Origin of the sequence: Pseudomonas sp. AFG_SD02_1510_Pfu_092, from assembly GCF_003331055.1 — a bacterium.
Classification (GTDB): Bacteria; Pseudomonadota; Gammaproteobacteria; order Pseudomonadales; family Pseudomonadaceae; genus Aquipseudomonas.
Genome location: NZ_PUQD01000090.1, coordinates 1 through 14,312 on the forward strand (window position 1 = coordinate 1; position 14,312 = coordinate 14,312).

The 14,312-nt window shown below is 67.6% G+C and carries 11 protein-coding genes; 6 read left to right on the forward strand and 5 right to left on the reverse strand.

Translation table 11 applies throughout. The annotated features are described in order from the left end of the window. Positions 1 to 301: 301 nt before the first annotated feature. Genes dsbG through dsbD form a run of 3 tightly spaced genes read right to left on the reverse strand, consistent with a single transcriptional unit; the run spans position 302 to position 3,613 of the window. The gene (gene dsbG / locus C6A77_RS24005) at positions 302 to 1,060 is read right to left on the reverse strand and encodes a thiol:disulfide interchange protein DsbG (RefSeq protein ID WP_114171848.1); all 759 of its coding nucleotides are present in this window, start codon (positions 1,058 to 1,060) and stop codon (positions 302 to 304) included. 1 nt (position 1,061) lies between these two features. Then, entirely contained in the window at positions 1,062 to 1,898 is an 837-nt protein-coding gene (locus C6A77_RS24010; RefSeq protein WP_114171849.1) for a TlpA disulfide reductase family protein, read from the reverse strand. Then, positions 1,898 to 3,613 (reverse strand): protein-disulfide reductase DsbD, encoded by a 1,716-nt coding sequence (gene dsbD / locus C6A77_RS24015; RefSeq protein ID WP_114171850.1) that lies wholly within the window; start codon positions 3,611 to 3,613, stop codon positions 1,898 to 1,900. The genes C6A77_RS24010 and dsbD overlap by 1 nt, the downstream gene beginning before the upstream one ends. 221 nt (positions 3,614 to 3,834) lie before the next feature. On the opposite strand from dsbD, the gene C6A77_RS24020 reads away from it, so the two are divergent. The 5 genes from C6A77_RS24020 (at position 3,835) to C6A77_RS24040 (ending at position 9,277) form a co-directional block, all read left to right on the forward strand. After that, positions 3,835 to 4,398 (forward strand): nucleotidyltransferase family protein, encoded by a 564-nt coding sequence (locus C6A77_RS24020; protein ID WP_114171851.1) that lies wholly within the window; start codon positions 3,835 to 3,837, stop codon positions 4,396 to 4,398. A 119-nt stretch (positions 4,399 to 4,517) separates the two neighbouring features. Further along, positions 4,518 to 5,201, forward strand: a complete 684-nt coding sequence (locus tag C6A77_RS24025; protein ID WP_114171852.1) for a response regulator transcription factor — start codon at positions 4,518 to 4,520, stop codon at positions 5,199 to 5,201. Beyond that, positions 5,198 to 6,520: an ATP-binding protein gene (locus tag C6A77_RS24030; RefSeq protein WP_114171853.1), complete on the forward strand. Its 1,323-nt coding sequence runs from the start codon at positions 5,198 to 5,200 to the stop codon at positions 6,518 to 6,520. Before C6A77_RS24025 ends, C6A77_RS24030 begins: the two co-directional genes overlap by 4 nt. Positions 6,521 to 6,735: 215 nt before the next feature. Next, positions 6,736 to 8,127, forward strand: coding sequence for an aspartate aminotransferase family protein (locus C6A77_RS24035; protein WP_114171854.1), 1,392 nt, complete (start codon positions 6,736 to 6,738; stop codon positions 8,125 to 8,127). Positions 8,128 to 8,308: 181 nt separating this feature from the next. Beyond that, positions 8,309 to 9,277 carry an alpha/beta hydrolase gene (locus C6A77_RS24040; protein WP_114171855.1) on the forward strand — a complete coding sequence of 323 codons (969 nt, stop codon included), beginning with the start codon at positions 8,309 to 8,311 and terminating at the stop codon, positions 9,275 to 9,277. 119 nt (positions 9,278 to 9,396) lie between these two features. On the opposite strand, the gene C6A77_RS24045 is transcribed toward C6A77_RS24040, so the two are convergent. Together C6A77_RS24045 and C6A77_RS24050 are read right to left on the reverse strand one after the other, a co-directional pair. Beyond that, positions 9,397 to 10,695, reverse strand: a complete 1,299-nt coding sequence (locus C6A77_RS24045; protein ID WP_114171856.1) for an aminotransferase class V-fold PLP-dependent enzyme — start codon at positions 10,693 to 10,695, stop codon at positions 9,397 to 9,399. A 16-nt stretch (positions 10,696 to 10,711) separates the two neighbouring features. Then, complete coding sequence (locus tag C6A77_RS24050) at positions 10,712 to 12,058, reverse strand: dipeptidase (RefSeq protein ID WP_114171857.1); 1,347 nt, start codon at positions 12,056 to 12,058, stop codon at positions 10,712 to 10,714. 188 nt (positions 12,059 to 12,246) lie between these two features. Between C6A77_RS24050 and C6A77_RS24055 the strand changes: the two genes are divergently transcribed. Then, on the forward strand, positions 12,247 to 13,866 hold the full coding sequence (locus tag C6A77_RS24055; protein WP_114171858.1) for a PvdJ/PvdD/PvdP-like protein: 1,620 nt from the start codon (positions 12,247 to 12,249) through the stop codon (positions 13,864 to 13,866). The last annotated feature ends 446 nt before the right edge of the window (positions 13,867 to 14,312 follow it).

The following is a 14,312-nucleotide window of genomic DNA, read 5'->3' on the forward strand; positions in this document are numbered from 1 at the left end:
GGCTGCAGGGCAGTGCGCTGGATGACGACAAGGTCGACCGGCTGAGTGACCTGATGGCGGAGCTGGAGGGGTTGTGACCTGAGTTGATATGGGGCGCCTGTACGGGCCCTTTCGCGGGTAAGCCCGCTCCCACAGGATTACCGCAGCCTTCGGCGCCGGCGCAGCCGGTGCCATGCAGCGCGCTGGATTCTTCGCGGGCTTGCCCGCTCCCACAGGGATCAGCACCGTGTTCAGGGCCGGTGCAGTCCAGCCTGTGGGAGCGGGTTCACCCGCGAAGGGGCCGGTACTGGCAAGCAGTCTCTCAGCGCTTGCCGAGAATCTTGCCCAACAATTCCGGCCGTGGTGCGCCTTGCTGGCTTTGCAGGTTGCCCTGCTCATCCTGATAGAAGATCGCCGGGGTCGCCTGCAAGCCCATTTCTTCCATCAACGCCATGTTCGCCGCCAGCTTCTGCTGCACCGCCGCCGGCACCTGCTGCAGCGGCTTCAGGGGGCTCGCCTTGCCGGCCTGTTCATGCTGTTGCAGTGCCTTGGCCGGGTCTTTTGCCGCCAGCAACGCCGCCGACTTGCCCGGGCTGTCCTCGCGGATGATGCCGACCATGATATGGCGCAACTGCACCTTGCCTGACTCCACCCACGGCCGCGCCTGCTCCCAGAACATGTTGCAGTACGGGCAGTTGGGGTCGCTGAACAGGTACACCTTGCGCGGCGCATCGTCCTTGCCGTCGGCGATCCAGGCGGTTTTCTCCATTTTCGCCCAGAGCGCCTTGCTCATCGGCGCATACACCAGCTTGTTCAACGGCTCGGCACTGAGGTCCTTGCCCTGTTCATCGAACAGGCTGCCGACCAGCACGTGCTTGCCGTCAGGGGTGAGGTACAGGGCCAGGCCATTATTCTGATACTCGGCGGCATACCCGCGCAGGCCATTAGGGGCGTCGAAGCTGCCTTTGATCACGGCGCCCTTGGCTTGCAGTTGCTGAACGGCCTTGGGCAGTTCTTCGGCCTGCAAGGTGGGGGCGGCCAGCAGGGCCAGGGACAGGGGCAGCAGTGCAATCAGTCGCATGTCAGTTTCCTTGTGCGGCGGGGGCGGGCGCGCTGGCCCGGTCGAAAGGCTCCAGGGCGTGGCGCAGGCTGGCCCGGGACAGCTCGCCGAGGTGGCTGCCGATCAGCCGCCCGTCGGCGTCGTAGAACAGGGTGGTGGGCAAGGCCATGGAACCGACGCGCTGGGCCAGCAGGCCGGTACCGTCGAACAGCACGTGGGTCAGGCTCAGGCCGGTGGTGGCGAGGAAGGTGCTGACGTTTTCCGGGGTCTCGCCCTGGTTGACGAACAGGAACGTCACGTGCGGGTAAGCGCCTTGCGCCTGTTGCAGCACCGGCATTTCGCGTCGGCAGGGCGGGCACCAGGTGGCCCAGATGTTGATGACCAGCGGCTTGCCGCGGTAGCTGTGCAGCGCCACCGGCTGGCCGCCGGCATTGCGCAGGCTCAGCTCCGGCAGTTCGGTACCCTTGCTGTACAGATGCCCGCCGAGGCTGGCCAGGCCCCAGAACAGCGCGCCGCTGAACAGCGCCCAGCCCAGCGGGCGGCGCAGCCCGGGGTGACGCCAACCCTGCCACAGGGCGCCGAGCACGATACCGGCCAGGCCCGACCAGAACAGGAAGCCGCCATCGCGGATATCGATGACCTGCAGCAGGTCACTCTGGTACATCGGCCAGTAGGCCAGGACGAAGCCTGCGCGTGCCCACAGCAGGCCGATCAGGAACAGGTTGAACAGTGCCGATTCCGGGCTCTCGCCGCCACGCCGGGCGACCCACCAGCCGACCACGCTGGCGATCCCCAGGGCGGTCAGCATCAGCAGGTGGTTGAGCGCCATGGTCAACGGCCCCAGGGTTACGGTCAGCATCAGCCTTGGCTCCTGGTCTGGGCCCAGTGTTGCAGGAACGCGGCCGCATCCACTTCACCGGTGATGCGCCGCGCGCGGCGTTCGTCGCCTTCCGGGCCGATCCAGATGATGCTGGGCGGGCCGGGTACCTGGTAGCGCTGCAGCAGGGCCTGGCTGGCCGGGGTATCGGCGGTCACGTCCAGGCGCAGCAGGTGCACGCCGGCCAGCCCGGCCTGTACGTCGCTGCGGGCGAACACCTGCTTTTCCATGACCTTGCACGACACGCACCAGTCGGCATAGTAGTCGAGCATCACCCACTGGCCGCGCGCCTTGGCTGCATCCAGTTCGCGTTGCAGGTCTTCCGGGCGGCTGACGGTGACAAAGGCGTCTTCGGCATGCTGCGCGCTGGCCGGCGCAGCGCCGCCAGCGGCGAACGGGCGCAGGGGTTGCCAAAGATCGTCGCCACCGGCTGCCGCCCCCACCAGCAGCAGGCCGCCCCACAGGGCACCCAGCAGCGGGATTGCGCGCAACGCCGGCAGCCGCTGCAGTGCCGGCCAGGCGGCCCAGGCCAGGGCGATCAGCAAGGCGCCGCTCAGGGCCAGCAGCAAGGCTGCGGGCAGCAGACCGCGTACGGTGTACAGCGCCATCGCCAGGAACACGAAGCCGAACACCCCCTTGACCCGGTTCATCCACGCGCCCGGGCGTGGCAGGTAGCGGTTGCCCACGGTCACCAGCAACAACAGCGGCACGCCCATGCCCAGGCCGAGGCTGAACAGCACCAGCGCGCCCTGCAACATATCGCCGCTCTGGGCGATGTACAGCAGCGCGCCGGCCAAAGGTGCGGTCATGCACGGGCCCATCAGCAGGCCGGACAGCGCGCCGAGCAGCGCCGCGCCATACAGGTTGCCGCCACGGGTGCCGTGCCCGGCGCGGTCGAGTCGGTCGCGCAGGGCGGCGGGCAGCTGCAGTTCGAAGGCGCCGAACATCGGCAGCGCCAGGAGCACGAACAGCGCCGCCAGGCTACCCAGCAGCCAAGGTTGTTGCAGCCAGGCCTGCAGGCTGGCGCCGAGCAGCGCGGCGACCACGCCCAGGGCGGCATACACCAGGGCCATGCTCAGCACATACACCCCGGCCAGCAGCCAGCCGCGCCGTGCGCTGGCGCCATTGCCCAGCACCAGCCCGGCAAGGATCGGCAGCATCGGCAGCGAGCAGGGGGTAAAGGCCAGCAGCAGGCCAAGGCCGAAGAACAGCAGCAGGCTCCAGGCCAGGTGGCCTTGCTGCAGGTCGCTGGCCAGGGCCTGGTCGCTGGCCTGCTCGACGGCCGACGCCGCGCTGCCGCCCAGGTCGATCAGCGTGGTTTGCGGCGGGTAGCACAGCCCGGCGTCGGCACAGCCCTGCCAGCCCAGGCGCAACTGGCCCTGGGCATTGGCCGGCAACAGCAGTTCGAGCTGGTCGCGGTACACCGCGCTGTCGCCGAAGAACTCGTCGTGGTGGTTGAGGGCGGCTGGCAATTGCGGGTGCTGTTCGGCGGGCAAACCGTCGAACTTCAGGCGCTTCTGATACAGGTAGTAGCCCGGCTTGATCTGGAAGAACAGGCGCATCTGACCATCGGCCTGGCGGTCGTGGGTCAGCACGAAGGCCTGGTTGACCGGCAGGAACTGCGGCTTGACGTCGAACGGGTTGGCCTGCAACGGGCCGGCCAGCAGCAGTGTCAGGAACAGCAGGAGGACGCGCATGTCTTCGCCTTGGCAGGTAGGAATGGGGCCATGCTGGCCCGGGTCGATTAACTCAAGGTTAAACCGCCGCAGCGTCATCGCCGATCGCGCTTGCCATGCCGATACGGCAGTGGTTGCATGGCCCATGACTTGCAAATCGATGACCTGATCATGTTCGCCGAGATTGTCCCAATCGTTGCACCCGTCGCCAGCGTTGCCGCCGGCAGGCGTCAGGTGGCGCCATGAAAGTGATCGCGCTGGTGCTGGCCGCCGGGCGTGGTGCGCGCTTCGGTGCCGACAAGCGCCGGGCGACCCTGGCCGATGGCCGCAGCCTGCTGGCGCATAGCGTCGAGCGGGCCCGGGCGGTGTTCGATGAGGTGCGCGTGGTGTTGCGCGAGGGCGAGCGCGGGGAAGATCTCGGCCTGCCTGCCGCGTGCCGCATCGTCGTCAGCCCTGATGCGGCGGCGGGGATGGGCCATAGCCTGGCGGCAGGGGTGGCATCGCTGGCCGACAGCCAGGCGCAGGCGGTGGCGATCTTGCTGGGGGACATGCCGTGGATCGAATTGGCCACCTTGCGCCAGTTGGCCGAGGCCGCCAGCGCTTCGCACATCGTGCTGCCACGGCATGCCGGGCAGCAGGGGCACCCGGTGATTTTCGGCCGCGATTTCTGGCCGGCGCTCGGGCAACTGACTGGCGATGAAGGCGCACGGGCAGTGGTGCGGGCGCAGCGCGATCGTTGTGTGGTGGTGGCAGTGGAGGACGCCGGGATATTGCTGGATGTCGATACGCCGCAGGGGCTGAAGTAGCTGCGGATGTTCGCCAGCGCACCGTCGACGCTCAGCCCAATGCCGCTGCAAAAGGTCCATAATCCCCCCTTAATCCGCCCCATGTGCAATGCCAGCCAGACCAACCCGGGAGCCCCACCATGCACGTTCTGCTCTGCGAGGACGACGACCTGATCGCCGCCGGCATCTGCGCCGGCCTTACCGCCCAGGGCCTGACCGTGGACCGGGTGGGCAACGCCGCCGCTGCGCGGGCGATGCTGCAGGCGGCGCAGTTCGATGTGATGATTCTCGACCTCGGCCTGCCCGACGAGGACGGCCTCAAGCTGCTGCGCCGCCTGCGTCAGCAGGGCGAGACGCTGCCGGTGCTGGTGCTCACCGCGCGCGATGCGGTCACCGACCGGGTCGATGGCCTGCAGGCAGGCGCCGACGATTACCTGCTCAAGCCGTTCGACCTGCGTGAACTGGCCGCGCGTCTGCATACCTTGCTGCGCCGGGTGGCCGGGCGCGCGGTGAACGTGATCGAGCACGGCCCGCTGCGCTACGACCCGAGCACCTGCGAGGCGACCCTGGCCGGGCAGCCGGTCGACCTGTCGCGCCGCGAACAGGCGCTGCTCCAGGCGCTGCTGCAGAACGCCGGGCGGGTGCTGTCCAGCGAGCAGCTCAAGGACTGCGTGTATGGCTTCGGCGACGAAGTCGAGAGCAATGCCCTGAACGTGCATATCCACCACCTGCGGCGCAAGCTGGGTAACGGCATCGTCGAGACCGTGCGCGGCCTGGGCTACCGCCTGGGCCCGGCGCAAGCGCCGGAAGAGGCAACATCATGAGCCTGCGGGTACGCCTGAGCCTGATCCTGGGTAGCGCCTTCGTCATCATCTGGGTGCTGGCTGCGGCGTGGATGCTGCGCGACCTGCGCCAGCAGATGATGTTCTCCCTCGACCAGCGCCTGGTGGCTTCGGCACGCATGGTCGCCGGGCTGATCGACCAGTTGCCGCAGCCGCTGACCGCCAAGGGCGGCGAGGCGCACATTTCCGCCGACCAGTTCAGCGTGCCGGACGGCATGGCCTGCCAGGTCAGCTCGCTGCGCGGCGAAATCCTCGCCAGCAACCACAAGCACGACGGCACCATGGACGATGAACGCAGCGGCTTCCGTGACCAGACCATCGACGACGCGCTGTGGCGCACCTTCACCTACAACCATGGCGATGTGCGCATCACCACCGCCGACCGGCACATGGAGCGCGAAGCGCTGAACCAGTCGATCCTGCTGGCGGCCTCGGCGCCGGTGCTGATGGCGCTGTTGGGCAGCCTGGGGCTGTTGTGGATCGGCCTGGGCAAGGGGCTGGAACCGCTCAACCGCATGCGCGATGCGCTGCGCCGCAGGCGCGCGGACAGTGTCGAGCCGCTGCAGGTGGCGGGCATGCCCAGCGAACTGCAGCCGTTGCTGGAAACCCAGAACCAGTTGTTCCTGCGCATTGCCCAGACCCTCGAACGTGAGCGGCGCCTGACCGACGATGCCGCGCATGAACTGCGCAGCCCGCTGACGGCAATCAAGACCCACCTGCAGGTGGCGCGGATGACCGATGGCGCGGTGCGCGAGCAGGCCCTGGAGCATGCCGAGCAGGGCGCCGACCGCATGCACCGCACGCTGGAGCAGTTGCTGCTGCTGGCGCGGGTGGAAGGCAGCCTGTCGTTCGAAGATGGCGTGCAATGCAGTGCCGAGCAGGTGGCGCGGCAGGCGGTGCAGGATGCTGGTGGCGGCGACAACCGGCGGATCGTGTTGCGCCTGCCCGAGCAGGCTACGCAGATCTACCTGGGCATGCCGGCGCCGCTGGCGGTGGCGGCGCTGCGCAACCTGCTGGACAACGCGCTGCGCCATGGCGGCGATGACGCGGTGGAGCTGGAGGTGCAGATGGCCAACGGGCAGGTGGGCTTCATGGTGCGCGACCACGGGCCGGGGATTGCCGAGGCAGACCTGGAGCACCTGACCGAGCGCTTCTGGCGCAATGGGCAGAGTGGCGGGTGCGGGCTGGGCCTGGCGATAGTCCAGGCGATCGTGCAGCGCTGTGCCGGCAGCCTGAGGTTCGACAGCCGTAGTGATGGCTTGCGGGTGCTGTTGCAAGTACCGGCGCGTTCGGGGCATTGATCTTTACCGCCTGTACCGGCCCTATCGCCGGCAAGCCAGCTGCCACAGGTGCCGCGCAAGTCTTCAGATCGGCGCGGTCCCTGTGGGGGCTGGCTTGCCGGCAATAGGGCCAGTACAGGCCACAACAATATCCCACAGCAACCGCTAAATCCCCCGCGCATTCAAGCGTTTTCCAAGCGACACCCGCTCATTCGCTTGCTTGCGAGGAATTACCCATGTCCACTGCTTCCCGCCTTGCCCAGCTCCCGCCGGCCAGCGCGCCGCGCCCTTTGTACGCGTTCACCGATTCGCCTTTGCTGCAACGCCAGCAGCAACAGGAGTCCAACGCCCGCAGCTACCCACGGCGCATCCCGCTGGCACTCAAACGCGCCCACGGCATTTATGTGGAAGACGTCGAAGGCCGCCAGTTCATCGACTGCCTGGCCGGCGCCGGCACGCTGGCGCTGGGCCACAACCACCCGGTAGTGGTCGAGGCCATCCAGCGGGTGCTGGCGGATGAGCTGCCGCTGCACACCCTGGACCTGACCACGCCGGTCAAGGACCGCTTCGTCCAGGACCTGTTCGGCGTGCTGCCCGAGGCGTTGCGCCGCGAGGCGAAGGTGCAGTTCTGCGGCCCGACCGGTACCGATGCGGTGGAGGCTGCACTGAAGCTGGTACGCAGCGCTACCGGCCGCAGCACCGTGCTGGCATTCCACGGGGCCTACCATGGCATGAGCCAGGGCGCGCTGAGCCTGATGGGCAGCCACGGGCCGAAGCAGCCGCTGGGGGCCTTGCTCGGCAACGGAGTGCAGTTCATGCCGTACCCCTACGACTACCGTTGCCCGTTCGGCCTGGGCGGCGAAGCCGGGGTCAAGGCCAACCTGCATTATTTGCAAAACCTGCTGCTCGACCCGGAAAGCGGCGTGCCGTTGCCGGCGGCGGTAGTTCTCGAGGTAGTGCAGGGCGAGGGCGGGGTCATCCCGGCCGATATCGAGTGGCTCAAGGGCGTGCGGCGGATTACCGAGCAGGCTGGCGTGGCGCTGATCGTCGATGAAATCCAGAGCGGTTTCGCCCGCACCGGGCAAATGTTCGCCTTCGAGCATGCCGGCATCGTGCCGGATGTGGTCACCCTGTCCAAGGCCATTGGCGGTAGCCTGCCGCTGGCGGTTGTGGTGTATCGCGAATGGCTGGACACCTGGCAACCGGGCGCCCACGCCGGCACCTTCCGTGGCAACCAGATGGCCATGGCTGCGGGTTCGGCGGTGATCGATTACCTGCTCGAACATCGCCTGGCCGAGCATGCCGAGGCCATGGGGCAGCGCTTGCGCCAGCATTTGCAGCAGCTGCAACGGGATTATCCGCAGCTGGGCGATGTTCGCGGGCGTGGTCTGATGCTGGGGGTGGAACTGGTCGACGGGCAAGGCCGGCGCGATGCGCTGGGGCATCCGGCGGCCAACCGTGAACTGGCGGCGCAGGTGCAGCGCGAGTGCCTCAAGCGTGGGTTGATTCTGGAGTTGGGTGGGCGGCATGGCGCGGTGGTGCGTTTTCTGCCGCCGTTGATCATCAGTGGCGAGCAGGTCGATGAAGTGGCGCAGCGCTTTGCCGAGGCGTTGATCGCAGCGGTCTGAGCGATTGCCGGGGCCGCTGCGCGGCCCATTCGCCGGCAAGCCAGCTCCCACAAAGGCTGCGTCGACCGGGAGGTTTGCGCTGTACCTGTGGAATCAAGCCGGGCCGAACGCGGGTAATTTTCTGGTGGGCCGCTACGTCACGTAGGGAGGCTCGAGTCACATTGTTACCCAAGGAACCCATATGGCACTGCACCCCGATCTGGCGGCATTTCTGGAATTGGTCGAATTTGGCCGGCTGACGGGCAGAAGCCTGCCCATGCACGCGATGGAGGTGGCCCAGGCGCGCGCCGAGTTCGCCGACAGCTCGCAGGTGCTCGACCCAAGCCCTCCTGGCAACCTGGCGGTTAAAGCGTTGCAGATTACCGCGCGCGACGGTGCCCGTCTGGCTGCCCGCTTGTACCGCCAGGGCGATGGCGGTAGCGCGCTGCAGCCGGTAATCCTGTACCTGCACGGCGGTGGCTACGTGGTCGGCAGCCTCGATTCGCATGACTCGGTGTGCCGCCGGCTGGCGGCCCTGGGTGAGTTCGCGGTGCTGGCGGCGGACTACCGGCTGGCACCGGAGCAGCAATTTCCGGTGGCCCTGCATGACGTGCTGGACGCCGCCAACTGGCTGGCCGAACAGGCGGCGGCGCTGGGCCTGGACAACCGCCGGGTGGTGCTGGCGGGGGACAGCGTGGGGGCCAGCCTGGCGACGGTCCTGGCCATCACCGCGGTCGAGCAGCCCGAGGCGCTGGCGTTCAAGCCGCTGGCGCAGTTGCTGTTCTACCCGGTGACCGACGTTTCCTGCCAGCGTGACTCGCATCGTCAGCATGGCGAGGGGTACCTGCTGGAAACGCCGACCCTGGAGTGGTTCTACCAGCACTATGTCGCGCAGCCCGCGCAGCGCCTGGACTGGCGGGTGTCGCCGTTGCTGTCGACACTGCGCCGGCCATTGGCGCCGGCGTACCTGTTCGTGGCCGAGTATGACCCGCTGCACGATGAGGGCATTGCCTATCGGGACTGGCTGACGGCAGGCGGTACAGCGGTGACCTTTGCCCGGGTGGAGGGGCTGACCCATGACTTCTTGCGCATGTCGGGGATCGTCGGGCAGGTGCAGGGGATCTATCGGGATGTCGGGGTGTGGTTGAAGCGGGTCTGCGGCCAGTCCTGACTTGTTGAGACCACACACTGCCTGTGGGAGCGGGCAAGCCCGCGAAGCAGGCAACGCGGTGGATGGCACGGGCTTCGCCCGTGTTCGCGGGCACGCCCGCTCCCACAGCGGTAGACCACTCAGGCGCGCAGGTAGCGCCCTAGCACAGCCACCAAACGCTCTATCTCCGCCTCGGTATTCAGCAACCCCGGCGCTGTGCGCACAACCGGCCCGACATCCCGCGACACCGCATCGACCACGATGCGCTGGCTGTTGAGGTACCGGGCCACGTCATCGGCATCCCGCCCCTTGACCCGAAAGAAGGTGAAGCCCGCTGAGTATCGGGCGCTGCGCGGGGTCACCAGCTCGATCCCGGGCAGTTCCTCGAGCCGCTGCCTGAGGTAATCGTTCAAACCGTGAATCCGCGCCTGCACCTTGTCCTTGCCCAACTGCAGGTGCAGCTCGAAGGCCTTGCCCAGCGCCCAGCGATGCTCGAAGGCGTGGTAACCCCCAGGCGTCATCACCGTGGCAAAGTCTTCATTCTCGGAAAACGTGGCGATGCTCGGGGTCAGTTGCTTGAGTTCGGTGGATGCCGCGCAGATGATCCCCGTGCCGCGCGGCCCGAACATCCACTTGTGCGTACCGGCAATGAAGTAATCGCAGTTGAGCTCGGCAAAGCGCATGTCCTCGACGCCAAAACCATGCACGCCGTCGATCACGTAGATGATCTGCTCCTGCTCGTCACGCTGGCGATTGACCTCGCGCACCAGCGCGCCGATCGCGCCCACGGGCAGTTTCACGCCACTGCCCGAGTGCACCCAGGTCATGCCCAGCACCCGGGTTCGCGCGCCGATGGCCGCTGCGATGGTGGCCAGCACCTGGTCCTCGCTGACCTTGGCAGGGTCGTCGAACAGGCGTAACCGGCGTACCGGCGTGCCATCACGGGTGGTGCGAAAAGCCATGGTATGGCGCGCGGCCGAATGCTCGTGCACGGTGGTGAGGATTTCCTGCCCCGGGGCAATCTTCAGCCCGCCGTAGATCAGCCCCAAGCCCTCAGTGGTGCTGCCGGTCAGGGCGATTTGCCGGGGTGTCACGGCAAGGTAACGGGCCGCCCATTCACGCACGGCGGCTTCGTGCTTCCACTCCGACTGGCTGTCCCAGTCAACCATGCGCGCCGGGTGGCGGTCGAAGCGGGCGCGCAGCGCCTCGATGGCTTCGCGCACCGGCCTGGGGTGCGAGGTGATCAGAAAGTTGGCGAAGTGCGCGTAGCCCGGGTCCAGCTCGAACAGGCCGCGAAACGCGGCCCAGTCATCGGCCCAGTCATCGGCGCTGGCAGGCGGTGCAGGTACCGCGTGGGCGGCAGGCAGCAACGGGCCTGCAAGGGGCAGGGCAGCCGCCAGCAGGCCGGCTTGCTTGAGAAAGCTGCGACGATCGTTCATCAGGAGGCTCGCAAGGTCAGGGGGACGACGTGGCGACAGGTTGCGCAGCGCGCTGTACCTGCTCCCACACACGAAGGAAATTGCCGCCCCAGAGTTTGGTGATATCCGCTTCGGAGTAGCCGCGGCTGATCAGCTCGGCCGTGACGTTGCGCGCTTCGCTGGCGTTTTGCCAACCGACGATGCCGCCCCCTTCGTTGAAGTCCGAACTCAGGCCGACATGGTCGATGCCGACCTTGCGCACCGTGTAGTCGATGGCATCGCCATAGTCCTTGAGCGTGGCCGGCGGCTCTTGTTCGAGAATGCCGTACAGTTCGTTCGCGTACTGGCCGACCTTCTGCTCGGGCCAGCCGGCGATCACCGGGTCGCCGGGCATCAGTGCGTAGTCCAGGCCGCTCAGCGGCGGCAGGCCGTAGCGGCTGCGCAAGGCGTCGAGTTGCGTCCGGGTCTTGCTGCTCAGGGGCTTGAGGTAGGTGGAGAACGCCACCAGCTGAACCACGCCGCCGCTGTCCTTGATCAACTGCAGTTCCTTGTCGGAGAGGTTGCGCCGGATATCGACCATGGCCCGTGGCGCCGAGTGCGAGGCCACCACCGGTGCGCGGCTGAGGGCGACGGCCTGGGCCAGCGCCTTGCTCGACATCTGTGACACATCGATGATCACGCCCAGGTCGTTCAGCCGTTGCACCGCACGCTTGCCGACCGGTGACAGGCCGCCCAGTGCATCAGCGGTGTCATTGAAAAACGGCAGTGGGCGCGACGAGTCGGCCCAGCTGTTGTTGCCCACGTAACTGAAGCCGAACATGCGCACGCCGCGCGCGGCCCAGCGGTCGAGCTGGTCGATATCGTCGCCCAGGGCATAGGCGTTGAGCATGCTGAGGAACACCGCGAACTTGCCTTCGCCGTGCAGGCGCCGCAGGTCTTGCGGCGTGTAGGCGATGCCCGCTTGCTGCGGGAAGTCGCGGACCATGGCGGTGATGGCGTTGTAGCGCACTTCCTGGGTGTGGCGGGCGGCTTCGACGAAGCCGGGGGTAGGGCGGTGCGGGCCTCCCTCACCGGTCCAGGATTCGGGCCAGGCGAAGATGGTCAGGGCCGCACCCGACAAACGCCCGCGTGCGGCCTTGGCCAGGTCGAAGCGGCCCTCGCCATCCCGGTCGGCCTCGCTGCCTTCGGTGCCGAAGGTCAAGGGCAGGGTGATGTGGCTGTCGAACGAGATGATGCGTTGCTGCAGGTCGTTGGCCTGGCGGGTCACCTCCCGGGAATAGCCGGCGGGGGTGGCGAAGTACTGCCAGGCGGCAAGCCCGGCGCCAGCGGCAATCGCGGCGGACAGGCTGATGAACAAGGTTTTTTTCCAGCGTGGAGTGGTCATCGTGGTCTCAAAAGGTTCACCGTCGAAGAGTGGGCACAGAGGCCGCCGCTACCTGCAGTGAACGAGCCCGACTGGCAAATATTTAGGCCATGCCGGCAGCCTTGGCGCCGCTAAATTTGCCCGCCCGTGCAACGTTCTAGCCTTGGACGGGCCGTGCTCCATGGCCGCAATGAATGCACAGGTATGCAATGACGATTTCCCGACGCGGTTTCATCGCCGGTGTGGCATTGACGGGGGCGGTGGTGCCCGCCGCGCTGGGGGCGCTGTATGTGCAGCGCCAGCGTGCCGCCGAGGCATTTGCGGAAACCCCCGGCGAGGCAGTCGTCGAGCTGGCCGATACCCGCCTGCAGCAGTTGGGCGATACCCTGCGCGGCATCTGGCGCTGGACCCTGCAGGGCCAGGCGGCGGGGCTGGACGGGCTGCCCGCCGGGGAACTGGAGTTATTCCTGGATGTGGCGAGCAGCGGGCGCGCCCTGCGCGGTTACCTGGATACCCCGGAGCGCCTGCGAGGCCAGGAAGAACCGCGCTACCGCGTGGTCGGCGACCTGTTGGCCGACCGCCCGGGCACCTTGCGCTGGCGCCTGTTTTCCGCCCAGGCCCGCTATGAATGCCATGTGGTGCTGGACGAAGTCTGGGGCCGGTTCGGTAACGCCGGGCCGGCGACCCTCAGCGGGCGCCTTGCCCGCCTGGACCGGGCGCTGGCGTTGCCGCTGCAGGACAACCACTTTCTGGCCATCAAGCGCACCTTTCCCGAAGCCCGCGAGCGGGCCCCACTGAGCCCGCAGTTGTTGGCCTGGCTGATCACCCCGGAGCATCGTCTGTTCCACCAGCTGTGGCACGCCTCGCGGGACAAATGGCACAAACTGGGCAAGGACAAGCAGGGCGCCCTGCGCGGCCTGGGCTGGCAGCCCGGGCCGCGTGAGCGCGAGCGTGACGCGCGTGGCCGGCACAAGGACCGCAATGGCTCGGGCGAGGACTTCCTGTTCATGCACCGGCATATGCTTGGCAACGCCCGTGCCATCCAGGCCCTGCCTTCGTGGCCGCGCTTTCCGCTGCCGCAGCCGGAACTGGAGCGCGACCGCGCCGGCTTCGCCCGCTACTTCGACAACCATGACGGCAACGCCCTGCCGCCGACCTGGCTGGCCAGCGGTGATGCGGAGTACACCCAGTGGGTGCGCGACATCAAGACGCCGGACACCTTCCATGGCAACTTCCAGGTCTGGGAGTCACGCTACACCGACCCGGAGTACCTGAGCACCTTGACCCTGGGCCAGTTAGGCTCGGAAGTGGAGCTGGGCCTGCACGATTGGCTGCACATGCGCTGGGCGTCGGTGCCGCGTGACCCGGCCAACGGCATGCCGGTGCCGACGGCACGCACCCCGGACGATTTCGCCGAACGCTGGTTCGCGGCGCACAACGACTTTCTCGGCGACCCGTTTTCGTCCCATGTGAACCCGGTGTTCTGGCATTTTCATGGCTGGATCGACGACCGTATCGACGACTGGTTCAACGCCCATGAGCGGCTGCACCCGGGTGAGGTGCGGCGCCTGCAGGTCAACGGCGTTCCCTGGTTTGCCCCGGGGCGCTGGGTGGAAGTGGCAGACCCATGGTTGGGCCCGGATACCCACGGCTGCTCGACAGTGCCGGGTTTGCGCCCTGGGCGCAGCGTGGAGATGGACCCGGAGACCATGAAGCTGGCGTTGCGCATCATTTACAGCGATGACGACCTGCTCGACACATTGCGGTCCAAGGTGCCGCAGCGGCCGTGGTATGCGCGCAACCTGAAGGTTGTGCAGCGTTCGCGCTGACCGCGCGCGCTACCTGTGGGAGCGGCCGTGGCCGCGAACACCGGCGCAGCCGGTACCATGCACCGCGTCGCCTGCTTCGCGGGTGAACCCGCTCCCACAGGGAACGATACAGCCCCAGGCTTGCGCGGTACCTGTGGGAGCGGCTTTAGCCGCGATCACCGGCGCAGCCGGTGCCATCCACCGCGCCGCCTGTTTCGCGGGCTTGCCCGCTCCTACATGGGGGACGGCGCAGGCCGGAGGCTCACGCTGTACCTGTGGGAGCGGCCGTGGCCGCGAACACCGGCGAAGCCGGTGCCATGCACCGCGCCGCCTGTTTCGCGGGCTTGCCCGCTCCCACTGGGGGACTGAGCAGGCCCGAGGCTCACGCTGTACCTGTGGGAGCGGCCGTGGCCGCGAACACCGGCGCAGCCGGTACCATGCACCGCGTCGCCTGCTTCGCGGGTGAA